This window comes from Thalassospira sp. SM2505 (assembly GCF_054901115.1).
Window position 1 is genome coordinate 2,619,224 of record NZ_CM142731.1, and the last position, 23,803, is coordinate 2,643,026.

At 51.4% G+C, this 23,803-nt stretch carries 26 protein-coding genes and 1 riboswitch; of the genes, 17 read left to right on the forward strand and 9 right to left on the reverse strand.

What is annotated here, in order from left to right:
* Positions 1-56 precede the first annotated feature (56 nt).
* The 4 genes from ACTU44_RS12260 to ACTU44_RS12275 all read left to right on the forward strand — a co-directional run bounded on the left by ACTU44_RS12260 (position 57) and on the right by ACTU44_RS12275 (position 4,179).
* Positions 57-827, forward strand: a complete 771-nt coding sequence (locus tag ACTU44_RS12260; protein ID WP_336080789.1) for a sulfite exporter TauE/SafE family protein — start codon at positions 57-59, stop codon at positions 825-827.
* Between the two features lie 415 nt (positions 828-1,242).
* Entirely contained in the window at positions 1,243-2,328 is a 1,086-nt protein-coding gene (locus ACTU44_RS12265) for a methyl-accepting chemotaxis protein (protein ID WP_462095552.1), read from the forward strand.
* Positions 2,329-2,496: 168 nt separating this feature from the next.
* Positions 2,497-3,345, forward strand: coding sequence for a hypothetical protein (locus tag ACTU44_RS12270; protein ID WP_462095553.1), 849 nt, complete (start codon positions 2,497-2,499; stop codon positions 3,343-3,345).
* 72 nt (positions 3,346-3,417) lie between these two features.
* Positions 3,418-4,179: an IclR family transcriptional regulator gene (locus ACTU44_RS12275; RefSeq protein ID WP_114097736.1), complete on the forward strand. Its 762-nt coding sequence runs from the start codon at positions 3,418-3,420 to the stop codon at positions 4,177-4,179.
* Positions 4,180-4,207: 28 nt separating this feature from the next.
* Here the strand turns inward: ACTU44_RS12275 and ACTU44_RS12280 are convergent, their stop codons facing one another.
* Positions 4,208-5,548 carry a PAS domain-containing protein gene (locus tag ACTU44_RS12280; RefSeq protein ID WP_462095554.1) on the reverse strand — a complete coding sequence of 447 codons (1,341 nt, stop codon included), beginning with the start codon at positions 5,546-5,548 and terminating at the stop codon, positions 4,208-4,210.
* Positions 5,549-5,782: 234 nt separating this feature from the next.
* Positions 5,783-6,427 carry a peptide-methionine (S)-S-oxide reductase MsrA gene (msrA, locus tag ACTU44_RS12285; protein WP_462095555.1) on the reverse strand — a complete coding sequence of 215 codons (645 nt, stop codon included), beginning with the start codon at positions 6,425-6,427 and terminating at the stop codon, positions 5,783-5,785.
* Between the two features lie 194 nt (positions 6,428-6,621).
* Here msrA and ACTU44_RS12290 point away from each other — a divergent pair, with 194 nt between their 5' ends.
* Positions 6,622-6,936, forward strand: coding sequence for a PGPGW domain-containing protein (locus ACTU44_RS12290; protein ID WP_462097439.1), 315 nt, complete (start codon positions 6,622-6,624; stop codon positions 6,934-6,936).
* A 17-nt stretch (positions 6,937-6,953) separates the two neighbouring features.
* On the opposite strand, the gene ACTU44_RS12295 is transcribed toward ACTU44_RS12290, so the two are convergent.
* From ACTU44_RS12295 to ACTU44_RS12305, 3 genes are all read right to left on the reverse strand, one after another.
* Positions 6,954-8,327: an SPOR domain-containing protein gene (locus ACTU44_RS12295; protein ID WP_462095556.1), complete on the reverse strand. Its 1,374-nt coding sequence runs from the start codon at positions 8,325-8,327 to the stop codon at positions 6,954-6,956.
* A gap of 167 nt (positions 8,328-8,494) precedes the next feature.
* Positions 8,495-8,824, reverse strand: coding sequence for a hypothetical protein (locus ACTU44_RS12300; protein ID WP_336080793.1), 330 nt, complete (start codon positions 8,822-8,824; stop codon positions 8,495-8,497).
* 195 nt (positions 8,825-9,019) lie between these two features.
* On the reverse strand, positions 9,020-9,502 hold the full coding sequence (locus ACTU44_RS12305) for a tetratricopeptide repeat protein (protein ID WP_258548665.1): 483 nt from the start codon (positions 9,500-9,502) through the stop codon (positions 9,020-9,022).
* Positions 9,503-9,614: 112 nt separating this feature from the next.
* On the opposite strand from ACTU44_RS12305, the gene ACTU44_RS12310 reads away from it, so the two are divergent.
* Positions 9,615-10,349 carry a DUF4126 domain-containing protein gene (locus tag ACTU44_RS12310; protein ID WP_462095557.1) on the forward strand — a complete coding sequence of 245 codons (735 nt, stop codon included), beginning with the start codon at positions 9,615-9,617 and terminating at the stop codon, positions 10,347-10,349.
* A 70-nt stretch (positions 10,350-10,419) separates the two neighbouring features.
* On the opposite strand, the gene thrS is transcribed toward ACTU44_RS12310, so the two are convergent.
* Positions 10,420-12,357: a threonine--tRNA ligase gene (gene thrS / locus ACTU44_RS12315; RefSeq protein WP_462095558.1), complete on the reverse strand. Its 1,938-nt coding sequence runs from the start codon at positions 12,355-12,357 to the stop codon at positions 10,420-10,422.
* Positions 12,358-12,747: 390 nt separating this feature from the next.
* On the opposite strand from thrS, the gene ACTU44_RS12320 reads away from it, so the two are divergent.
* A complete protein-coding gene (locus tag ACTU44_RS12320) occupies positions 12,748-13,935 on the forward strand; it encodes an MFS transporter (RefSeq protein WP_462095559.1) in 1,188 nt (395 codons plus the stop codon).
* 71 nt (positions 13,936-14,006) lie between these two features.
* On the opposite strand, the gene ACTU44_RS12325 is transcribed toward ACTU44_RS12320, so the two are convergent.
* A complete protein-coding gene (locus ACTU44_RS12325) occupies positions 14,007-14,696 on the reverse strand; it encodes a DUF599 domain-containing protein (RefSeq protein WP_462095560.1) in 690 nt (229 codons plus the stop codon).
* A 200-nt stretch (positions 14,697-14,896) separates the two neighbouring features.
* On the opposite strand from ACTU44_RS12325, the gene ACTU44_RS12330 reads away from it, so the two are divergent.
* The 3 genes from ACTU44_RS12330 (at position 14,897) to ACTU44_RS12340 (ending at position 16,608) form a co-directional block, all read left to right on the forward strand.
* Entirely contained in the window at positions 14,897-15,382 is a 486-nt protein-coding gene (locus tag ACTU44_RS12330; RefSeq protein ID WP_114097804.1) for a hypothetical protein, read from the forward strand.
* An 81-nt stretch (positions 15,383-15,463) separates the two neighbouring features.
* Complete coding sequence (locus ACTU44_RS12335; protein WP_258548668.1) at positions 15,464-16,258, forward strand: peptidoglycan DD-metalloendopeptidase family protein; 795 nt, start codon at positions 15,464-15,466, stop codon at positions 16,256-16,258.
* Positions 16,258-16,608, forward strand: a complete 351-nt coding sequence (locus tag ACTU44_RS12340) for a DUF1491 family protein (protein WP_114097744.1) — start codon at positions 16,258-16,260, stop codon at positions 16,606-16,608. The genes ACTU44_RS12335 and ACTU44_RS12340 overlap by 1 nt, the downstream gene beginning before the upstream one ends.
* A 64-nt stretch (positions 16,609-16,672) precedes the next feature.
* Here the strand turns inward: ACTU44_RS12340 and ACTU44_RS12345 are convergent, their stop codons facing one another.
* On the reverse strand, positions 16,673-16,993 hold the full coding sequence (locus ACTU44_RS12345) for a peptidylprolyl isomerase (RefSeq protein ID WP_114097745.1): 321 nt from the start codon (positions 16,991-16,993) through the stop codon (positions 16,673-16,675).
* A 194-nt stretch (positions 16,994-17,187) separates the two neighbouring features.
* Here ACTU44_RS12345 and yaaA point away from each other — a divergent pair, with 194 nt between their 5' ends.
* The gene (gene yaaA, locus ACTU44_RS12350; protein ID WP_462095561.1) at positions 17,188-17,964 is read left to right on the forward strand and encodes a peroxide stress protein YaaA; all 777 of its coding nucleotides are present in this window, start codon (positions 17,188-17,190) and stop codon (positions 17,962-17,964) included.
* A gap of 24 nt (positions 17,965-17,988) precedes the next feature.
* Positions 17,989-19,053, forward strand: coding sequence for a glycosyl transferase family protein (locus tag ACTU44_RS12355; RefSeq protein ID WP_114097747.1), 1,065 nt, complete (start codon positions 17,989-17,991; stop codon positions 19,051-19,053).
* A gap of 68 nt (positions 19,054-19,121) precedes the next feature.
* Here the strand turns inward: ACTU44_RS12355 and ACTU44_RS12360 are convergent, their stop codons facing one another.
* Positions 19,122-19,664 (reverse strand): DUF924 family protein, encoded by a 543-nt coding sequence (locus ACTU44_RS12360; RefSeq protein ID WP_114097748.1) that lies wholly within the window; start codon positions 19,662-19,664, stop codon positions 19,122-19,124.
* A gap of 151 nt (positions 19,665-19,815) precedes the next feature.
* Positions 19,816-20,008: riboswitch (cobalamin riboswitch) on the forward strand.
* Between the two features lie 167 nt (positions 20,009-20,175).
* Between ACTU44_RS12360 and ACTU44_RS12365 the strand changes: the two genes are divergently transcribed.
* From ACTU44_RS12365 to ACTU44_RS12385, 5 genes are read left to right on the forward strand one after another with little or no spacing between them, the layout of a single operon-like run.
* The gene (locus tag ACTU44_RS12365) at positions 20,176-20,976 is read left to right on the forward strand and encodes a DUF4198 domain-containing protein (protein WP_114097749.1); all 801 of its coding nucleotides are present in this window, start codon (positions 20,176-20,178) and stop codon (positions 20,974-20,976) included.
* A gap of 18 nt (positions 20,977-20,994) precedes the next feature.
* Positions 20,995-21,669 carry a cobalt transporter CbiM gene (gene cbiM / locus ACTU44_RS12370; RefSeq protein WP_114097750.1) on the forward strand — a complete coding sequence of 225 codons (675 nt, stop codon included), beginning with the start codon at positions 20,995-20,997 and terminating at the stop codon, positions 21,667-21,669.
* The gene (locus ACTU44_RS12375) at positions 21,662-22,279 is read left to right on the forward strand and encodes a cobalt ABC transporter permease (protein ID WP_462095562.1); all 618 of its coding nucleotides are present in this window, start codon (positions 21,662-21,664) and stop codon (positions 22,277-22,279) included. The genes cbiM and ACTU44_RS12375 overlap by 8 nt, the downstream gene beginning before the upstream one ends.
* Positions 22,276-23,073: a cobalt ECF transporter T component CbiQ gene (cbiQ, locus tag ACTU44_RS12380; protein ID WP_462095563.1), complete on the forward strand. Its 798-nt coding sequence runs from the start codon at positions 22,276-22,278 to the stop codon at positions 23,071-23,073. The genes ACTU44_RS12375 and cbiQ overlap by 4 nt, the downstream gene beginning before the upstream one ends.
* On the forward strand, positions 23,057-23,773 hold the full coding sequence (locus tag ACTU44_RS12385) for an energy-coupling factor ABC transporter ATP-binding protein (RefSeq protein WP_114097753.1): 717 nt from the start codon (positions 23,057-23,059) through the stop codon (positions 23,771-23,773). The genes cbiQ and ACTU44_RS12385 overlap by 17 nt, the downstream gene beginning before the upstream one ends.
* The last annotated feature ends 30 nt before the right edge of the window (positions 23,774-23,803 follow it).

Below are 23,803 nucleotides of genomic sequence, written 5' to 3' on the forward strand. Positions count from 1 at the left end.
TTGGTTCCGTTTTTGACCAGCATCAGCTGATTCCCGGTTCATTGCAGGAAAGCATCATGGATTTCATCACAGATCCGTTCTTTTACGCTGTCGCAATCCCGGCAGTCTTGATTGCCGGCGTTTCCAAAAGCGGATTTGGTGGCGGACTTGGCGTGATTGCTGTTCCCTTGATGGCGCTTGCGGTATCGCCTCAGGCGGCCGCGGCCATCATGCTTCCCATCCTGTGCCTGATGGATGTTGCAAATGTTTGGGCCTATCGGACCCGATGGGACCGACGAAACATGCTCATTCTCGTTCCTGCCGCACTAGTAGGGATTCTTGTCGGGGTACTGACATTCAGCTACCTGAGTGTCGCAGCGGTGAAGCTTATCATCGCGATGATTGCTATCATTTTTACCCTTGATCACTGGCTGCGCGGCAAAAAAGCCGGAGCTACACCAAAATCGCCAACCTGGGGAAAGGGAACGATACTTGGAAGTCTGGCAGGTTTTACCAGCTTTGTAGCCCATGCCGGGGGGCCGCCGGTCTCGGTATTCTTGTTGCCGCAGCGTATGGATAAATCAGTTTTTGTTGGGACGACTGTGATGTTTTTCATCGTCGTTAATTACGTCAAACTGATCCCTTACTGGTTTCTCGGTCAATTCAGCGGAGCCAATCTCGGGACGTCTGCCGTTCTTGTCCCGATTGCGATTTTTGGAACTTGGCTGGGCCTCTGGGCGCATGACAAGGTCAATGTCATCTTGTTCTATCGCGTCTGCTATACTCTGCTGTTTATGACAGGGGTAAAGCTGCTTTGGGACGCTGTTTCACTGTTTACCGCAGGATGACGACAGCGCGGGTAAGACCATGGTTTGAAATTTCCTGCGAAGCGAAGCACCTCTTTTGAGAATTCAATCCTGAAACATACTCTGGCAGGCAGCACGAATCGAATTTTATGCGGCGTCTTGTCGGGGGCATATATGTCCATGCTGCCTTGAAACAAGGTACCGGCATTTATGCATTTATCTGAAAATGAACGGTTTTGGTTTAATAGAACCTATATTTTTGTATTCAGGGGTTTTACGTAGGCGATTTGTTCCGGATTGTCACAAAACTTTTAAAGTTTCGGAACTTTCGGCTAATATCATGAAAATAAAGTGTTTTTATATAACGTGAAATCTTATGTAGTTTAGATAAAACTGATGATTGATCATGATCCCGGCGACAGGCTTATGGCGAACCAAAAAAACAAGGGGAAGCCATATGCCAGAGAGAATTCTGAACGCCGCAACAAACATGTCGGAATTAACGACTGCCAAAGTTAACGAAATTCAGAATGTGACCAAGACTGCCAAGATGCTCGCGATGAATGCCTTGATCGAAGCTTCTCGCGCAGGTGACGCCGGGCGCGGGTTCGCCGTCGTTGCCAATGAAGTCAATGTTATATCCCAGAAAATTACCTCCATCGCCAATGAACTCCAGGAACTGTTTGTCCAAGAAGCAGCAGAGCTTCGCAGGACAGCACAGATTGTTCGGGGATCACGGCTGTCTGATCTTGCACTATATGTCATCGAATTGATTGACCGTAACCTATATGAGCGCAGTTGCGATGTGCGCTGGTGGGCAACCGATAGTGCGGTTGTTCAGGGCTGCGAGTATACGGCCGATGAGGCAGCCCGCAAGTTTGCCTGCAAGCGGCTTGGTGTCATTCTGGATTCCTACACGGTTTATCTTGATCTTTGGGTGGCCGATAAAAACGGACGCGTTATCGCCAACGGACGCCCTGATCGATACAACGCTATTGGCACCGATGTCAGTGACAAGGCCTGGTTCCGTCAGGCAATGGCAACACAGAATGGTGGTGAGTATGCCGTTGCAGATATCGAAAACATTGATGCGCTTGGTGGAAAGTCTGTCGCCACCTATGCAACTGCCGTACGTGCAGGCGGTGAAGCAGACGGGCAGATCGTCGGCGCGATGGGGATCTTCTTTGATTGGGAAGAGCAGGCTGAATCTGTTGTTAACTCGATCAATCTTCCCGACGAGGAACGCGAGAGGACAACAATCATGATTGTCGACCGCGACTGCAAGATCATCGCGTCCTCTGACCCGACAATGCGTCTCGGAGAATATATGGCGCTTCGGCACGGTAAGGAAGAAAAGGGGGCTTACCTGATCGAGGACCAGACGATTGTGGCTCATGCCCTGACGCCGGGTTACGAAACCTATGCCGGTTTGGGGTGGCGAGGGGTGATCGTCCAGAAACCGGCATCCAAATCAGCTTCTGCTGCATATGCAAGTGTCCGGCGCGCAGAAGATCTGGTCCAACAACATAAGATGGCGGGCTGATCTCCTGGACAGGATGTCTGGTGACTAGTTAAGGCCGGACAATAGAATTCATGACAAGGCGGTCATCATTCAGATGGTCGCCTTCTTTTATTCCGGACCATTGTAAAGTGGTTCGGACTTGCCCCTTGGCGTCAAACCATATAGCGATAAAGTCAATTTGTTGATAAAATGTCATTAAATGACTTGTGCGTGAGGTGCCCGAACGTGGAACTGATTTTGGCAAAGCTGGGTGTTTCAGTTGGGATGGTTCTTGGACTGTCTTTTTTGGCTGAACGCGCCGGTCCCCGTGCGGCGGGTATTCTGTCGGGCTATCCACTTGGAACAGCAATTTTGCTGTATTTCATTGCAGTAGAACAGGGCATCGCATTTGCCAGTGAAAGTGCTGTCTATGCCATGCCCGGCCTGATCGCGACCCTGGCATTCCTTTACGGATATTTTCATGCGTCGCGCCGATTGGTGTCTTTGCCGGTTATCTTGCAGATTTTGCTGAGTTCACTGGCGGCATTCGTGGTTTACTTTATTGTGTCATGGCTGTTTCAGCTGACCTCAATGAGCCTGACACAGGCCGCGATCATTTTGTTATTTGCAATATTTGCAGCCCTCGTTCTGTTTCGTAAGATCGAGAATGTCAAAATTCTGAACCGGGTGCGCATTACCAAACGGGTGATCGTCTTTCGGGCCGGTCTGGCATCGCTGATTGTCCTGGTTATCAGTGGTCTTGCTGCCTTGATCGGTCCGCGCTGGTCAGGATTGCTGTCAGGCTTTCCGGTTGCCCTGTATCCGACAATGATTATCTTGCATTTCAGTTATGGTGCGGCACCAGTCCATACGCTGGTTCGGAACTTCCCGCGCGGGATGGGGGCATTGTGGATATATACGCTTGCTGTATCGCTCAGTTACCCTGTGCTTGGACTGAATTTTGGAACGCTGGTGTCATTTGCTGTCGCGACGGTCTATCTTGTCGCTTATTCCACTTTCGTTTGGATGAGGCAAAAGTCCGTGCGCACAGTAGAATGATCCCATAATATTCACCAACAATAGTGAATTAGCGGTCCGTTTGAATGGGCCAGTTCAGGGAGACGTATCTGCATGCAGCAGGTTCAATCACTGGTCAGAGCATTAAGCATCCTCAATGCGCTTGCAGAAAGCGATGATGGCATGACTCTGACCGAAATTGCCCAACAGGTTAAGTTACCCCCATCGACGGCCCACAGATTGCTGACCACGATGCAGCACGAACGATATGTTTCGTTCGATGGTGAACGAACCCTTTGGTTTGTCGGTGTGCAGGCCTTCAGTGTTGGCAATGCCTTTACCAAAAACCGCAATCTTAGCCAGATTGCACGCCCCTATATGCGTGCGTTGATGGAAGATAGCGGTGAAACGGTGAACCTTGCCGTTGCAGATGGCGGCGAGGTGATTTTCCTGTCTCAGGTCGAATGCCGTAAAATGATGCGTGCGCTCGTAACCCCCGGTCGCCGTGCGCTTATGCATTGTTCCGGCGTTGGCAAGGCTCTTTTGGCGTTTTTGCCAGAAGCAGAGCTGAAATCCGTGGTTACCAAGCATGGCTTGCCTAAGATCACAGAGCGGACTCTCGTATCAGTCAGTGCCCTTGAAAAGGATCTGGAACGGTCACGTCAACGTGGCTATGCCCTTGACGACGAAGAGCATGCTGTTGGCCTGCGTTGCGTTGCAGGTGTGGTACGTGACGAAACAGGAAGCCCGATTGCCGCACTTTCACTTTCTGGGCCAGCGGCACGCATTCCGAACGATCATATCGAATTGCTGGGCCTGAAAGTCCGCCGTGTTTGTGCCGATCTCAGCCGTGAATATGGCGGTATGCCTGTATAATCGTCATCGCGGTCGTACTGACGGTTGCTCAGCGAGTTCTTGATCTGTTGTTTGTCGCAAAGCGGAAGTTGTTCCTTCCGCTTCTTTTTGCGGCATACATGGCGTCATCAGCAGAAACCAGAAGCTCGTCAACGGTTTCACCATGATCGGGATAAAGAGCAATCCCGATAGATGCGGAAACGTGGTAAGGTGGGCGATCATTGCCAAGATCAATCGGGGTGCCTGAAAGTGCGTTTTGCAGTTTTCGGGCGACCTTTTCTGCGTCTTGCGGAGTTTCGCTTCCGGGCAGAATAATAGTGAATTCATCGCCGCCAATGCGTGCCACAGTATCAACATTTCGAAGCGTGCCGGTCAGGCGAGATGCAATTTCGCCAAGAACCTTGTCGCCTGTTGAATGGCCACCGGTATCATTGAGTTCCTTGAACGCGTCGATATCAATGAACATCAATGCAAAACATTCGCGCCGACGTTGGGAAAGTTTTATCGCGAAGCCCAGACGGTCCATGAACAGATAGCGGTTCGGCAATGAGGTCAATGCGTCGTGACTGGCTTGAAAACGAATTTGTTCTTCAGCAAACTTGCGATCCGAAATATTGGTGAAGCTGGTGAGGCGCAGTGTCTTGTCCTGAACCATCACATTCCGTCCATTGATTTCACATGGAAACATCGTGCCGTCCTTGCATTTTGCGACGGCTTCGTAAGGTTTGTCATAACCTGATCTGATATTGGCCATGACAAGTGGCAGGGTTTCGCTGGAAATAATATCGGATGCGCTGAGATCAAGAAGTTCATTGCGTGTATAGCCAAACATGCGTTCGGCAGCGTTGTTTGTATCAACACACTTGCCACCATCGTGCAAGAACAGGGCTTCATTGCTTAGCGTTTCAAGGATTTGCAAGCGTTCCTCGCTTTCGCGACGTCGATTGCGCTCCTGCACAAGCTCCGTAATATCCCACAGTATGCAGTCAATCTGGCAGTCATCGGTGAACGGAGGCAGAGCCCGCATCTGGATGCGAACCCATCGTTGTTCGCCCAGGTTGGTTTTGACAGTGTCTTCAAATGTCTGAATCGTGCCCTTGGCTTCAATGGCTTCGCGGCGAAGATTCTGCAAGGTTTCCGGATCAAAGACCTGTTTTGGCAAACTGTCAGATGTCGACACGCCCGCCCAGTCAAGACCATGTTCAGATGCGAACTCGACCTTGCCGGTTTCGTCGATGCGAAAAACCACTCCGGGCAGTCGGGCAAAGAAGCGTTCACGTGCGCTGGCATTTCGGCGCACCATCAGGTGTAAAACTGCCAGGACCGCAGCAATTGATAAGAAGAAGATTATTGACGTCGAAAGCTGAGGAAGCGGGATACTTTCATCCATCAAAGAAACGGCAACCTCAAGGCCACCGCAAAACCATATCCCGAGCAGCCACCAGGATATGTGCAGTGCTATGAAATAGCGGTCATTCAAAAACGGGCCCGGCATATCTGTTGGTATAACCTGCGCTTGTCATTCCGGACAAAGAATATACCTATAACGAGATATGACAAGTAACTGATTTGTATCAGTTAGATCTCAAACCGAGCGTTGTCGAACAACCGCTAAATATCATCATTACATGCCGGGACAGGAAATACCCGTGCCACCAAGCCCGCAATATCCGTCCGGGTTCTTATGAAGGTATTGCTGATGGAAGTCTTCTGCATAGTAGAAGGTCGGGACATCTGCGATATCCGTGGTGATGTCACCTTGGCCAGCCGTGGTAAGCGCGGCATGATAGTTTTCGCGTGATTCTGTTGCCGCGGCTTTCTGATCTGCGTTGCCTACATAGATAACCGAACGGTATTGAGTTCCGATATCGTTACCCTGTCGCATGCCCTGGGTTGGATCATGGTTTTCCCAAAATAGTTTCAACAGCTGTTGATAGGAAATGACAGCCGGATCAAAAACAACCAGAACGACTTCGGCGTGGCCGGTCATTCCACTGCAAACTTCGCGATATGTCGGGTTGTGAGTGTAACCACCAGCATAGCCGACCGCAGTGCTCCAGACGCCATTTGCTTTCCAGAACAGGCGTTCAGCTCCCCAGAAGCATCCCATGCCAAACACGGCAACTTCCATATTATCGGGGAAGGGGCCAACCATCGGATTACCGGTCACAACATTTCGATCCGCAACGGCAATCGCATCGTCACGTCCGGGTAATGCGGTGTCGGCTGTCGGCATCTGTGCCTTGTCGGTTTTAAGAGCGGAAAGCATGTCTTTTACCTGATAAAATTTCATATTCTCTGTGCAATGTAACCCAGCACACCACAATAGCAATTCCCCTGACGATAAAATGTCTTTGAACATTCTTTTGGTGCCACACCGGTGCCACCGGATAATGAGACGGCAGTTGATTGGTCTCGTGATGACAAGGGATTGTTGTGCGCAGAATACGGCATTTGAAATCAATGGGGCTGATGCTGGCAGGGGCCATCTGTTTGATCATCGGCTTGGTGTTTTTGCCGTTGCCGCCGCCATTTTTCGGTATGGTTTTTATTGCTGTGGGGCTGCCGATGTTGGCCGCCGGGTCAAAACGGACGCGACGTCTGATCCAGCATGTGCGCTGGCGTTACTATCGGCACAATGAAAAAGTGGAATATCTTCTGGGCCGGATGCCCGGATTTTTACGTCGTCACGGGTACAAAACCCGCCCGGATGTTCTGGCCCGCCTGAACCGTAAAGCGACCGCAAGAGATATCGGGCAAAAGAGCGTTAAGTCCTGATAAACTATAATTTTAAATCAAGGCGTTACGCGACGTATCAAGCAATCAAGACCAACTGACTTTAATTGCCCGCAGGCCGATATTGCCTCCGCCTGCGTGGAATATTTTCCGGTCAGGAGCCTGAAGAAAAGTCCCTGACCCTCAATTGCAATGGTGACGACTTCATGTTCGGCATTACTCAGAACACCTCTAGAGGATGACTGGAATTTCGACCAGGCGTCCTCAGCCCGCCCACGTGATCGATATGCTGCCAATTGCACTGCATAGTAGGGGCCGTTTGTTATAACGGGCGCTGCTTTGGCTGTTGGTACAATTCTTGGCGCGGAAGATGCTGTATTCTGATTGGCAACCTGTTTGGCTTCCGACTGTGACGCCATCGGCAATTCGATCATGGTGCTGGATGGCTCGCGGTCAACCACTTCAAGCTGACCTTGCTCAATCGGTCGAGAGTTGGTTGCAACGACCGTGCCGTCATGTTCAACACTTTCTGCTGTTCCTGCAATGGTTGGTGCATCGACCATTGGTACCGGCACAGATACCATCTCTGATGTGGCAGCGGTTTCAGCCGGTTTGGAAACAGGGACAGGCACCATTTGCGGCGGTGCTGCTGTTGAGGTAGCTAACATGGTGCTTGATGGCGTAGCTACAGCGACGGTTTGCGGTGCTGGCGCAGATGCAGACGAAATGCGTGGTTCGACCTTTGTCAGCTGGGCCGTGTTTGCGCTGACTTCCATGTTCATACGTTCAATAGGCTTGGTGCTATCTTCCGGGGCCGCAACAGTCACTCCACCGGTTTCATAAAATCGACGGTCGCGCTCGACCTTTGGCGGATCAGGAAGTTCCGGGCCCGGTGCAACCGTTGCGGCAGCAACAACGGCGTCGATTTCATGAGATCGCGCAAATTGCGGCGCGCTCCCATCAAGGGTCTTCAATCGGCGTTGGGCGAGGGAGCTGATATTCCCCGAAAGCTTGATACCCTGACCGCAATCCAGATTGACTTTGTTTTCCGGGGGGGACGCCGTCAGCCATACGTAAAGCTTTCTGGCGTTTGCATAGTCACCATCCATGTCAAATGAGATGGCCTGTATCAGGTTTTCTTGCGGCGTTCGGTCAAGCGGAATTTCAGCTGCCGTTGATTGCAGCTGATCCGTTTTGGTTGCCGGAGCAAAGAAAAGACCGCATGCTGCGCGGTTGAACTCGACGCTGGCTTTTTGATCCATGTTCGCAGGTTGCTGTGCGCCAAGTGATTGTTCGTTGCTGCCAGCACCGAACCACAAGCCTGAAAGATCATCTGTGCTGCAGGCAGTTAGTAGTGGCAAAAGTGCTGCGGCTGTAAACCAGCCCCGTCTCAGACGGGCATTCTTGTTGGTTGTCGCAGCTCTGATTTTCACGCTTCACCTGATGATTATATTATCAGCGTCAGTTATAGCCAGCAGCAGGGCTTGCCGCAACTGTTACAAGCGCCATCGTTGCAGTCAAGCAGGCTGAAAAATCAGATGGATATGAGGTTTGGTGAAGCTATCAAGGCAAAAGCAGTGTGGTAAAAATCCCGTTTTGATCAACGTGTGATCAGCGGGATCATGATGCCGGCCAACAAAACCAAAACGGTAATTGCAATGACGATATTGATTACGCTTTTGCTAGCCTTGTTTGCTGTTTCCCTGTTCATACCGGCGTTCGCTTTACCTTTTCGGCCATTTCGACTTGCACCGGCACTTCCGCCACCTGTTTCAGCGGTCAGGATTTTGATGACCTGTTTTTTGTCTTTGCGGGTAGCCTGATCATATTTGCTTTCGACAATACGAACTTCGGTATTGTTTCTATTCGCCAGTGCTTCTTTGGCTGAATTCATTGCTGCGTTGTAATCGGCGACCGTTTCAAGGTCCATTTGTTGACCCGTCGACCGGATACATACAACAGTGTAGCTTTTGCGCATTATCGCGTCTGACATATCTCTTCCACTCTCCAAAACGCCCGTCTTCCTGCGACATATGACGTTTTGGAGCCAAAATAAAAAGATATTCTAACGAATAGGGCCGATATTTTTTATTGTGTGGAAGATTATGGGCCTGGCAGTCGTTATCTAACTTCCGATTTTCCCGGAAAGTTCTTTGTACTCTTTGCAATCTGTGCCGCAAACCTGTTCCAGACGCGCAAGATTTTCGCGCGCCATTTCAGGTTTTCCGGTCTGCAGGAACAATTCACCCTGATATTCGAGTGCCCCGACATGTTCAGGATCAATCATCAAGGCACGTTCGTAATTCTGCGAAGCGCTTTCAAAATCGCCGGTTTTACGCTGGCTGTAAGCAAGGTAATTGAACAGGTCCGCATTGTCCTGATCGTCTTTGAGCATCGCTTCGATCTTGTCGATGGCCATGTCATACATACCGGTGTCGACAAGCTCCGTAACAGCAGACAAATCCGTCCCGTCCGAGCTCCAGGTGTTGGAGTTGCCCATTGCAAGTGCACTGGTGGAGGTCATCGAACCGGCCAGCAATACAAACATCGCACAAGCCGAGATCATTTTAGGGGTTTTACCCTTGCGGTTCATCGTCATACCTTTCATTGATCATCTTGTGGCATCTACATGTGCGTTGGGACGCTTCGAATTTTTGATTTATCACAACTGTAAGCTTCTAGTAATCACTTGTTGGTGAAGAATATGTCAAAGAAAGGGCGTGCCGTTGGGAATCATTGAAACACTTGCGCTGAGCATGGGCGGTGCATGGGCCAGCGGGGTCAATCTTTACGGAACGGTGGTTGTTCTGGGCATGATGAACAATTTCGGGTTCATCGATCTGCCGCCAGATTTGCAAATTCTTGCAAGCTGGTGGGTACTTGCCCTTGCAATGTTCCTGTATCTGATCGAGTTCGTCGCGGACAAAATTCCGGTCGTTGATAGTGTTTGGGACGCGGTCCATACCTTCATCCGGATTCCAGCCGGTGCTTTGCTGGCGGCAGGAGCCATGAGCGGTATTGATGCCGGACTGGGGGACGAAGCGCAAACCGCGATCAGTTTGCTTGTTGGCGGGACCATTGCCGCTGGCAGTCACTTCACCAAGGCCGGTAGCAGGGTCGCGATTAACACATCGCCTGAACCGGTTACCAACAGCATCGCCTCTGTCACCGAAGATGTTGCCGTCTTTGGCGCCCTTTACACGGTCGTTTTCCACCCCGTGATCTTCTTCGTCTTGTTTGCGTTGTTCATATTGCTGCTGATCTGGCTGGTACCAAAAATCTGGCGTTTCATTGCCGAAGTTTTTGGAAATGCCCGCCATCCCGCAGCGGCATACGGGCAAGCAAGGGCGCAACATGCGGGGCCTGATCGCGGTCAGTTTGGAAAGATAACGCTTTCCGGTACGACGGATAAGGTACAACTTCCCAAAGGGGATCCTAAGTTACCGCCGCGCTGATCTCAGTATGACCAAACAAAAAAGCCCGCAAGCAATTGCCTGCGGGCTTTTTATCGTTTTAAGCAGTTGATCAGAACTCAGCTTCGATCACGCGATCACGGATTTCAGCAGCCATTGCCTCGGCAAGTTCATTGATGGCAAAGGTTTTCTGATGCTGGAAACCGATACGACGAACCGATGCGGTTTTTTCTTCCGCTTCGCGTTTGCCAAGGGCAAGGATCATCGGAACCTTGGCATGGCTGTGTTCCCGGACCTTGTAGTTGATCTTCTCGTTACGAAGGTCAAGCTCGACGCTGAGACCTTTGGCTTCAAGAGCTGCCTTGACCTCATGGGCGTAATCGTCGGCCTCATTGGTGATCGAGCAGATGACCGCATGAACCGGAGACAGCCACAAGGGCAGGCGACCGGCATAGTTTTCGATCAGAATACCAATGAAGCGTTCGAGCGAACCGAGAATTGCACGGTGCAACATGACCGGACGGTGTTTCTCGCCATCTTCGCCCATATAGGACGCATCAAGACGTTCCGGCAGAACAAAATCGGCCTGCAGCGTGCCGCACTGCCAGTCACGACCAATTGCATCGCGCAGAACGAACTCAAGTTTCGGCCCGTAGAACGCGCCTTCACCCGGATTGATTTCCAGTGCAAGACCTGCTTCTTCGGCGGCTTCTCGAAGGGCCGCTTCTGCCTTGTCCCAAATCTCGTCCGAACCGGCGCGTACTTCCGGGCGGTCGGAGAATTTGACGAGAATGTCGGTAAAACCGAAATCCTTGTAAACCGATTTCAGAAGGTCACAGAAAATCTTGGTTTCCGAGACAATCTGGTCTTCGGTGCAGAAGATATGCGCATCATCCTGAATGAACTGACGGACACGCATGATGCCGTGCAGACCGCCGGACGGTTCATTCCGGTGACAGCAACCAAATTCCGCCATGCGGAGCGGCAGATCACGATAGGATTTGCTGCCCAGACGGAAAATCTGCACATGACACGGGCAGTTCATCGGCTTAAGCGCCAGAACCTTTTCGGGATCATCTTCATCCGGGGTCGTGGTGAACATGTTCTCGCGGAACTTTTCCCAGTGACCGGATTTTTCCCAAAGCACACGATCAACAAGCTGCGGGGTACGAACTTCCTGATATCCGGCGTTATCAAGACGATCACGGATATAGTTTTCGACCTTGCGATACAGCTTCAGTCCCTTGTCATGCCAGAAGACAGACCCTTGTGCTTCTTCCTGCATGTGGAAGAGGTCCATTTCGCGGCCAAGACGACGATGGTCGCGTTTCTCTGCCTCTTCAAGCATGTGCAGGTACGCATCAAGGTCTTCCTTGCTTTCCCAGCAGGTGCCATAGATACGCTGCAGCATCTCGTTGTCCGAATTGCCACGCCAATAGGCACCGGCAACCTTCATCAGTTTGAAGGCCTTGCCAATCTTGCCCGTGGACGGTGCATGCGGGCCACGGCAAAGATCAATGAAATCTCCCTGACGATAGCAGGTAATGGTTTCGGTTTCCGGCAGGTCACGGATGATCTCGGCTTTGTATTTCTCGCCCTTATCAAGGAAGAATTTGATCGCTTCGTTGCGATCCCAGACTTCACGAACAATCGGCTCGTTCCGTTCGATGATCTTGTGCATCTGCTTTTCGATCTTGACCAGATCGTCGGGCGTGAACGGCGTGCTACGTGCAAAGTCGTAATAAAAACCGTTTTCAATGGACGGGCCAATGGTGACCTGCGTGTCAGGATAAAGTTCCTGAACGGCTTCGGCCATCACATGGGCGCAATCGTGGCGGATCAGCGGCAGAACCTCTGCATGGCCCTTGGTCACGATTTCGATAGTCGCGTCAGTGTCAATCTCGCGCGAAAGGTCGCGTACTTCACCGTTGACGATGATGGCAAAGGATTTCTTTGCCAGCGAAGAACTGATGCTTTTTGCGACATCAAAACCCGATACCGGGCCGTCAAATTCGCGTACGGCGCCATCGGGAAGGGTCAGGGCAATCATGGTTGGCTCAACTCTGCTTTATCTGCGGGCATAATTCAATAATGCACATATAGAACCCGCATGTTTACGCGGGGTAAATGCACAAGAAAAGGAATTTCAGGATGAGGTCAAGTTCGCTCTTTGAAAAAAGCGATATTCGGGACAGCACAAAGCACTGTGCAGCCATCAAGGCGCGCAGTGATTGCATTGGTGATCAAGTTTTTGTCGGCAAAGCCGTGCATTGATACTATCCCGTCAAGTGATGAGCCAATATAACAGGTGAAACATTCAGAGCAAGACACAAGCACATGACAAAAGCCAATATCTGGCTTGCAGTCGTGAAGGTGAACCTGTTCTATCTTGGAAGATCAAAACAAAGGCGCCACCAACGCCTCGTAAGGGAGCCCCAAAATGTCCAGTCCGGAAGTTCGCCGGAACATTATGTTTCTGAGTTTGTGTGTCGCGCTGTCTGCCAGTGCGATGTCGCTGATTTTCACGGTTGCCGCAGTCATTGGTTATTCATTGGCAACCGATAAATCGCTTTCCACCCTCCCGGTTGCCTTCATGATGATTGCCATGATGGCGATGACTGCACCCTCGGCCATGGTCATGGCAAAGTTCGGGAGAAAGTTCGGATTCTGGATGGGCTCGGGGATCGCCATGATGGGCGCGCTTTCAGGGATGGGGGCTGTTTATTACAGTAACTTCTGGCTGCTATGTGTAGCCTGTGCCTGCATCGGTGCGGGAAATGCCATTGCCATGCAGTACCGCTTTGCGGCAGCTGAAGCAGCCCCGCCGGAATTTCGTGCGCGCGCTATTTCCTACACGATGCTGGGCGGATTGGCTTCGGCCTTTATCGGGCCAAATCTTGCAAGTTTCGCACGTAACTGGTTTGAGACGGTTCCGTTTCTTGGCACATTCGTTGCCCTGATCGGGTTACAGGTGCTGTTGGTGATTGCGATCGGACAGTTGCGTCTACCCGATATGCGTGGTCACAAGCATGCAGAACCGGCGCGTCCGCTTAAGGTCGTTCTGGGCCAGCCTGCTGTGATCGTTGCCATCATTGCCGGGGCGCTTGGCTATGCTGTCATGAGTTTTGTGATGACAGCCACACCACTTGCGATCCTTGATTGCGATTATGCATTCGGCGATGCGGCCTTTATCATTCAGTGGCACGTTGTCGGGATGTATGCGCCGGGCTTCTTCACCGGCAATCTGATCAAGCGTTTCGGGGCGCTGAAGATCATTCAGGTTGGCGCGTTGTTGAACTTTGTCTGTCTGGCAGTCGGATTGTCCGGACAGGACCTGATCGGGAATTTCTGGGTATCGCTTGTGCTTCTTGGGATTGCCTGGAACTTTATGTTTGTTGGTGCAACAACATTCCTGACGGAAAACTATCGTTCTTCCGAACAGGCGCGCGTTCAGGCGATCAACGAGTTTGCCGTATTTGGCACCGTGGCGATTGCTTCCCTGTCGGCCGGGTCGATTTACGCCGACTCTGGTTGGGTGACGCTGCTTTACAGTGCAGCTTTGCCCGTTGGTCTGGTTCTGTTGATTGTGGCTGGGTACGCAATTCGTCGGAAAGCCCAGACGGCTTAGGGGATTGGGGCTGCAGAATATAAAACCAAGGGCCGCATAATGCGGCCCTTTTTGTATGTGTCGCTGGGAAATCAGTGATGACCGCTCAGGATGTCAAGGGCGTGCGATCTGAATTCCCGATTGTAGAGAACCAGCGTCACCCAGGTGGCACAAACGATAAACGCGACTGGATGGTAAAACCATGCAAGGGCTGACAGCGCAAAGAAATAGGCCCTGATACCGCGATTGAAGTTATGTGCTGACATCATGCTCATCCGCGAGGCACGCGCCGCAGCACGTGCCGCATCAGGTTCACCAGGGTCAGGTGCGGCACCAATCAGGATCGAGCAATAGTTCGACAGGCGAAATGCCCAGGTGAATTTAAAGAATGCATAGATGAAGATGATGACCAGCAAAACCACCTTGCATTCCCAGACCCCGGCCGTCGTTTCGACCGCAAAGGGCAGGGCGGAGACGGTTTCAATGGCCTTATCGGTATAGCCAAGAAGCGCAACAAGGCCGATCAATACCAGAATGGTGGTCGAGGAAAAGAAACTGATGCCGGTAATCAGGTTGCCCGCAATAGAGGTGTCGACCATTCTCAGATTGCGTTTAAGCATCTGTTCCATCCAGCGATGGCGATTGCGCGCCATATGAGCCGAGATAGAGTTGCGACGTCGCGGTCCTGCATCAGCAAAAATTGTATAGCCGACCCACCAGGACATTGCCCAACAAATTGCAACGATATCAATAACGGTAAAAGCCGGCATCATTTGGTCCATACGTAAACTGACGACATAACAAAGCAGTTTGGAACTGTTTTATATCCTACTGACATTGCGTTATTCTTCGCAATCTTCTTTGCAAGCGCCTATATCGTCGAAATGTGGAACCTGCATAGCTGATCATCATGTTGCCAGTGCGGGTTGAGTTTTACCGCAATCCAGAGTATCAGCAGCGCAAATTTTCATTGGAGACCGACATGAGCGATCTTGAGAACGATCTTGGCGAAGATATCGACTTCGAGGAATTCGAAGCGCACACCGAAAAGCTGCTGGAAGACGGTCGTACCAAAGACGATCTGTTCGAATTTGTAGGCTTCATGAACATCAACGAAGTCGGCACGCATATGATCGCGGCCGAGATGGTTCTTGATGAAGACGCTATCGACCAGATGAGCAAGAACCTGCGCAAGCTGGAAATTGACCTTGAGCCGTTGGGCGAACTTACCGGAGGCCTAAAAGGTGGTGAAGACGTCAAACGTGCACTGGGTGCGCTGTTCCTTGAACTGGTCGAGCTGTGCGAACTTGACGATGATGACGAAGACGCGGGCGAACTTTCCGAAGAAACGCTGCTTCTCCTGAACTTTATCAAGCGTTTCAACCCGCAGATGCGCCGTCTTACGGTCGCGTTGACGGATACGGACGATGATGACGTATCTTGCGAGTACGAAGTCACCAACTGGTAAGACTTGCCGATCAGGCAATTTATCATGTAGGCAAAAGGCAGGGCTTTGTTCCCTGCCTTTTTTCGTTTCGGAGCTGCCACCGTGACCGCCTGTATGCCAATTCGTGCCGCCAAACGTTTTCAGAACTATCAGGATCGCCTTGCTGCAGGACAGGAACCTGTTCCCAATGCGGAAATGTTGCGGCAATGGTTGGTTGAAAACGCTGATACGTTTAGCCCGGTACTGGAATGGGACCTTAAGACGTGCGCGAAGATCGTTTATGATTTCTCGGCCACTGGGGATGTGGTGATTGGCGGAACCAGCGATCCTGCACGACAAACTGAAATCATGTGGCAGCAGCTTGCCAAGGCAAACGCGCCTGTCGGTGTCGGTCGCTACCGCGAAGATCGCATATGCTATCAATCCGATCAGTTCAAAAATGATGGCGAGGCCCGTAGCCAGCATCTGGGCATTGATCTGTTTGCGCCTGCCAGCACGCCGGTTTTTGCGCCGCTTGATGGTGTCGTACACAGCTTTGCTGATAATAATCTTCATCTTGATTATGGCCCGACGATCATCTTGCAGCATCAACCTGAAGAAGGTGTGATGTTCTATACGCTTTATGGGCATCTGAGCCGGGACTCACTTGATGGTCTTTACAAGGGCAAGGAGTTTTCTGCGGGTGAGATTTTGTGCCGGTTCGGAGATTTTCCCATCAATGGGGACTGGATTCCTCATCTGCATTTTCAGGTGATTTTTGACATGCTCGGACGTGAAGGGGATTATTTCGGGGCAGCAAAGCCGTCCGAGTGGGATATCTGGGCAAGCATTTGCCCGGATCCGAATCTGATATTGCAAATGTCGGAAAATGTTGTCGCCACACGGGAAGGTGTTTGATGCAGCCTCGCTTAAAGGCAGGCCTTTGGGTGCGCGGACAGATTGCAATTTGTCAGGCAAATCTGATCACAGCCATGGTTGCTCATAAAGGCAATGAAGAAGCAGGGGCGGTCTTGTTGAAGTTAAACCGGTTTGATGCGGGCTGTTTTGTCTATTCACGCGTCACAACCCTTGACGGTGAGCTTGGCTGGATGATGGTGGCCGGGGGGGCAGAGGGCGGACGCGAAACAGAATTCAACTGTGATACATATTGTCGCAAACAGGTTGAATTCGACCGGGATGTCTGGGTGCTGGAGATCGAAGACCACAAGGGACAGTACGAGCTTGATGCGCCTGTTGTCGAATTCTAGTGCCAAACAAAAAGGCTGACACATAGGTGCCAGCCTTTGATCATCGCAGCAACGAACTTTGCAATCAGGCGGTGCGCTGCAGAAGGTGGTAACCGAAATCGGTCTCAACCACATCAGAGGTCGCGCCGACTTCCATGCTGAATGCAGCAGCATCGAATTCCGGAACCATCATGCCGCGGCCGAAGAAGCCGAGATCGCCGCCCTGCTGGCCGGACGGGCAATCAGAGTTGGCTTTTGCCAGTTCTGCAAAATCGGAACCGTTTGCGATCTGATCCTTAAGAGCATTGATTTCGTTCAATGCTTCTTCTTTGGTGCGGGTTGCACTCGAACGTGCCGAACCGGCATACATCAGGAGAATGTGCGACGCGCGAACTTGTTCACTCATAACTGGTCCTTTCTTCCGCCAAGGCTTGCACCTGGCGGATTTTCTGCAAGATTAGAAGTTTATGGAAAACGCCAAGGGTCCAAATCCATGTACAGTCGTATACTCCTGTACATGGGCTTGGGCCCTAGACATTGTCCATGCCTTATGGCTTGTTACGACAAATTGATCCGAGATGAAAGAGAAGAGGCAGATTGATGCTTGCTGTTGTGTCCCCGGCCAAGAAGCTGGATTTTGAAACAGACGTGCCTGAAATGGCTGTTTCACAACCCGCATTTCTGGACGACACTGAAGAACTGATTGAAGTTGCGCGGAAAAAAAGCCGCAGCGATTTGATGAAGCTGATGGGGATCAGTGAAAACCTTGCTGATCTGAATTACCAGCGCTTCCAGCATTTTTCACGGCCTTTTGATCGCACCAATGCCAAACCGGCAATCTATGCTTTTCGTGGCGATACCTATGTCGGACTTGATGCCGACACCATGAAAGCAGACGACATAGACTGGGCGGAAAGTCATTTTCGCATGTTGTCGGGATTATACGGGTTGCTCAAACCACGCGATCTGATGCAGCCATATCGTCTTGAGATGGGCACACGACTGTCGAACCCGCGTGGCAAAGACCTTTATGCTTTTTGGGGTGACAAGATCGCCACTGAAATCAACAAGCTTACACAGGGCCATAAGGATCGCAGCCTGATCAATCTGGCCTCAAGCGAATATTTCAAGTCAGTAAAGACCAAACTGCTTGAAGGCCCGGTAATTACGCCGGTATTCAAAGAAGTCAAAGGCGGGGCAGCCAAGGTTGTTGGCTTCTCAGCAAAGCGCGCCCGTGGCATGATGGCACGATACATGATCGACAATCGACTGGAAAATCCGCAGGGTTTGAAGAAGTTCAAGCTTGATGGCTATTACTATCAGGATGACCTGTCGAGTGAGACGGAGTGGGTCTTTACCCGCGTTCATGACCAATAACACAAACTATTTCGGTGATAACTAATGACCGACGAGCATCTTGAACAGCTCGAGGATGACAATCATCTGCCCGAGGCACATCCGTTTTCCGGGTATTTGAGAACATTCTTTCGGGGGCCGGGCCGTTCACGCAGTCTGACCCGTGAGGAAGCTTTTGACGCTTTTTCCATGATCCTGCGCGACGAGGTTGAACCCATTCAACTGGGGGCTTTCTTATTGATGCTGCGCTATCGGGCAGAAACGCCCGATGAACTTGCGGGCATGATCGAAGCTGTCCGCAAGGCCGCCCGACTTGACCCTGATGATGGTCAGGACGCTGGTGCAGAAGGGCGACCGATGCTCGATTGGCCGTCTTATGCGGCGGGGCGTACACGCGGCTTGCCCTGGTTTGTACTTTCGGCACATTTGTTGTCGCAGAATGGTGTGCCGGTCCTGATGCATGGATATAATTCCCATCTGGTCAATGGTGTTGGCACCGAAGCTGCGATCAAGGCCTTGAAACTGCCAATCGCGATGTCCGCAGAAGAAGCAAGATCAGATATCGCTGCCCAAGGGTTCGCATATCTGCCATTGCGGCACATGCATCCGAAATTGCAGGAACTGATCGGCTTGCGGTCGTTGCTGGGTTTGCGAAGCCCGGTCAATACATTACTGCGGTTGCTTAATCCGTTACAGGCGCGTGCGGCTTTCCTAGGTGTATTTCATCCGGCCTTTCTTGATGTGCATCGTGAAACCGGAAAGTTGCTTGAACTTCCACGGATCGGCGTGATCAAGGGCGGTGGCGGTGAGGCAGAACGTACGCCTTTCAAGCATGTCGACCTGCGCATGCTAGATAACGGTGAGCTTTGCGACGTCAGATGGCCTGCGATGCTGTCCAAAACGGAAAAAGAGCTCGACGAGCAAAGTCCGGTAACCCTGAAACACTTCCTTTCAGTCTGGCGCGGAGATGTCGAAGATTCTGGTGCCGAAGCACGGATCAAGGGGAGTGCTGCAATGGCGGCATTCCTGGCAGGCAAGGCAGATTATATCGACGAAGCCGAAAGGTTGGTTCAGGAATGGTGGGACAAACGCGATCGCAATGTCGGCTAATAGCTGACTGCTAGCTCATCACATCTGATCAAAAGAAAAGGGACGGGTTGCCGTCCCTTTTTTGCATTTTAGAACGAAGAATTAGGTTCTTTGAGGAATGCCAGCTCTTCGGAGGTGGATACACGCCCGAGAATCTCGTTGCGATGCGGGTAACGGCCGAAACGGTCAATGATCCTTTTGTGTTTGATCTCGAACTCGTAGTTATGCTCAAGCCCCGGTTGGGCAAACAGTTCCAGTGCGATTTCGTGGATCAGTTCAGATTCCGAATGCATATAGGGCATGTAAAGAAATGCACGCTCTTGCGCGTTGGACAGTTTCTTGTCCGTTCCATTTGCCACGGCTTCCTGTGCCAGTATCAGGGCCACGGTATCCGATGCAAAAGATTGCGGCTGGTCGCGGAACATGTTTCGCGAAAACTGGTCAAGAACAATGATCTCGGCCAGACGGCCATTTGCAGTCGCGCGCCAGGAATAGAGTTCACCTGCATGCGCCGCAGTGTGGAAGTCCGAAAACCGCTCGGAAATGTGGGCGTCAAGTGAGGTATCCTTGATAAACCACTGTTTTTGATCAAGTTCCTTGAACCAGAAGTCCAGAACAGTTTCAGGTTTCATGTCGTTTAGCCCTTAAACAGAATGCATTTCGTATGGTTATACGGTGTGTTAAGCAATTTTTGCCAGCGGCAAACAACCGGTCAAGTTATGCTATCCGAAAGATAGTGGGCCAATGGTTTGGCAAAGAGTTGACAGTTATGATCCCGACATGGATTATGCCTGTGTCTTGGGTGCTGATCCTTCGGGATTGGCTTAAAAGGGAACGTGGTGCGTTACGACAATGCCACGGCTGCCCCCGCAACTGTAAGCGGTCCGAGCATTACACATGCCACTGGTGAGAACCGGGAAGGCGTAATGCTTTTAAAACCGTGAGCCAGGAGACCTGCCTTTGACTGCCAGACACGGCTTGTCTGGTGCTGAACTGTTGGACGCCGGGGTGAGCGTCAGGTTGCAGGGAAAATGCGGTCTTGTTTAACCGGTATCTTGCTTCCAGCCATCCTATCGTTCTTTATCCTAACACTGCGTGTCGGGCAGTTGCCCGGTATGCATCGTTCGTGGAAGAGACGATTATATGTTTAAGACCGTTGGCAGGTGCGCTGTTGCAAGCGTCTGTTTTATATTATTGATGCCATTGGCCGCACAGGCCCATTTCCAGTTGGTATATACTCCGGAAGTCAATCAGGCCGCTGCTGGTGATGTTCCGGTCAAGCTGATCTTCTGGCATCCGTTTGAAAACGGACATGTCATGGATATGGCCAATCCGATTGAGTTCTACGTTATTCATCGTGGTGAAAAGATCGATTTGGAATCAACGCTTTCTCCGACGACGTTTACCGGGTCTGAGAACTCGGCGGCGGCATTTGATGGCACGCTGACACTCAAACGCAGTGGCGATTACGTCATGGTGGTTGTGCCTGCGCCATATTACGAACAAAGCGAAGATATCTATATCCAGCAGATTACAAAATCCTATGTGAACCGGAATGAAATTCCGACGGACTGGATGGAAGCACAAGGGCTGAAAACGGAAATTTTGCCGCTAAACAGACCGACCAACATCGTCGCCGGGTCGACTTTTAGTGGTCGTGTTCTGAGTGACGGGCAGCCGGTTTCCGGTGTCGAGGTGGAAGTTGAATACATGGCTGCCGAACCGGATATGGCAAATGGCCGACCGAAGGAGCCAACTGCAAAACCAATGCCCGGTGGGGCTATTGTGGCGCTTACCGATGAAAACGGCTATTTCACCTTCGGTATTCCCAAAGCCGGGTTTTGGGGATTTGCGGCACTTGGCAGTGGCCCTGATAAAGAATTCAACGGTAAAGAGCTTTCTCAGGATGCAGTCCTGTGGGTTCGTGCCTATGATGTGAAATAGGCGTGGGGACAAAAACAGATGCATATTGTGGACGGGGCACTGGCTCCTGAAGTTCTGATTGGGGGCGGGGTTCTTGCGGTTGCCGGACTTGGTCTTGGGTTGCGCAAGCTCCCGATCGATAAAATTCCGGCAACCGGTGTGCTGTCGGCAACGTTTTTTGTGGCCTCGCTTATTCACGTCCCGGTGGGGCCCTCAAGTGTTCATCTGATCATGAGCGGCCTTGCCGGTCTTGTTCTTGGTTGGACGGCATTTCCCGCACTTTTTGTCGGGCTGTTGTTACAGGCGATTTTCTTCGGATTTGGCGGTCTTACGGTTCTTGGGGTCAATACGGTCAATATTGCCTTCCCGGCTGTGATTGCCGGATTCATGTTCCGTGGTGTCGTTGCGCGCAGCAACCCGACGGCTGCTGCTGTTTGGGGCGGCATTGCCGGGGCACTTTCTATCTCGTTGACCACGTTGTTTGTGGCGATTTCCCTGACGCTGAGCGGGGATGCGTTCATTCCGGCCGCCAAACTCGTGTTCTTTGCCCATATTCCGATCATGGCTGTTGAAGGCTTTGTTTCTGCCGCTGCCGTGTATCTGATCATGAAAGTCAAACCGGCCTTGCTGATGACCGGTGATCAGGCCAATGAATATGCGGTGCAAAGCTCGATCATCCTTGCTGAACAGGCAAATGAGGCCAACAATGGCTAAGCTGGCCACAGGGATCATTATTGCCGGGGTTATGTTCGGCGCGCATGGGGCTCAGGCGCATAAGGTGATCGCGTCTGTCTTTCCAAGTGGTTCGAATGTCGAAGGGGAAATCGGGTTCTCCAACGGAGATATGGCTGCCGATACGGTGGTTGAGGTCTTTGACAATCTGGGGAATAAGATCGATCAGGTCATGACCGATGGGGACGGATTTTTTATCTATACGCCAAGCGAGAAGGTCGATCTGGTCTTTCGGGCGGATCTGGGCGCCGGGCACATCGCCGAGGCAGGCTTTGCCATTTCTGATTTGTCCGACCAGGCCGGGCTGACGGGCGAAGCGCAATCGCGAGCAAATGAAAAAACCAGCATAAAACAAGCTGGCCCGGATGGTTCAAGCCGTTCCGGGAATGTCGCGATAAGCCGAGAACAGGAAGAAGCCATAGCCGCCATTGTTCGTGATGAACTTCGGCCCCTTCGGCGCGAAATTACCGCCTATAAGGAGAAGAATGATCTCCAATCGGTTCTTGGGGGTATTGGCTATATATTCGGGTTCTTCGGGATCGCATATTACATTGCTGCCAGACGGTTGAAAGCCGAAGCGTCAAAGCCATGAGTCATTTATTCGGGCATGACCAGCCGTTAAGCGCGCGAGGAGGCGGGGTTAAACCACCATCCTTTGTTGGATCGTTTGATCCACGCGTGCGTGTTGTGGCTGCTTGTCTGTTTGCTGTGATGGTGGTGTCCTTGCAACAGATCGAATTTGCCCTTGGTGCCTTTGTCATCGCCATTGCCACAATGTTGCTGACCGATCTGCCACTTCGACTGACCTTGAAGCGTATGGCGGCAATGGACGGCTTCATTATTGTCATGTTGGTCATGTTGCCGTTTACCACGCCTGGAACACCGATGTTTTCGATGCTGGGCGCGGACGCCAGTAAGGAAGGCCTTTTACATGCTGTCCTGATCGGGATCCGGGCAAACGCGGTTGTTCTGATGATGCTTAGCCTGCTTTCGGGGCTGACGCCTGTAACCTTGGGGCATACCTTGTACCGGTTAAGGTGCCCGGCGGCACTGGTGCATCTGATGATGTTCACGGTGCGTTACATTTCGGTACTGCATGATGAGTATCACCGTCTGCGGATGGCGATGAAGCTGCGCGGGTTCAAGGCACGAAACACGTTCCATACCTATCGATCATTCGGTTACCTGTTCGGTATGTTACTTGTTCGGTCGCTTGAGCGGGCAGAACGTGTGCTTGAGGCCATGAAATGCCGGGGGTTTAGTGGACATTTCCCGATGATTGATCAGCTGGTGTTTCGCAGGCGTGATGCCATCCTTGGTGCAACCTTTTTCGTTATGATCGCGGCCCTTATCCTGATGGATCGTATTTATGTCCTTGCTTATTGAACTAAACGATATTTCCTATGGATACCGGGCAGGACATAGTGTTCTTGATCGTGTCAGCCTGTCACTTTCAGCAAATGAACGTCTGTTTATCACCGGGCCCAATGGGGCCGGGAAAAGTACCTTGCTTCGTATCCTTGTCGGGTTGATCAAGCCGCTTGGTGGAGAAATCAGTGCATTCGGACAAAAACGCGTTTCTGATGCAGATTTTCATGATCTTCGTTGTCGGGTTGGCTTCATCGTTCAGGACCCGGATGATCAACTGTTTTGCCCAACGGTTGTCGAAGATATTGCCTTCGGCCCGCTTAATCTCGGTGCAAGCAGGGAAGAAGCATTGGCGATCGTCGACGATGTTCTGGATCAGCTTCATCTCAAACATTTGCGTGAACGCATCACGCACGAACTCTCAGGTGGTGAAAAACGGCTGGTTTCTGTTGCTGCGGTGCTTGCAATGAAACCTGATGTTCTTCTTCTTGATGAGCCGACAAATGCGCTTGATGAAGAAAACCTGCAACGGCTTGAAGAAATCCTGCTTGAGCTGCCCCAAGCGATGATCCTTGTGTCTCATGATCCGCATTTTCGCAGGAAACTGGCAACCCGCACCCTGGAGCTGCGGGCAGGAAAAATGTCCGAAGCCAAACAGCTTCCAGCCAAGAAATGCACGGCTTCCGAACGTGCCCGGCAACAGGCAGAGTCAGTATAAGCTATGTTTTCAAAGCCCTGTAATCGGATT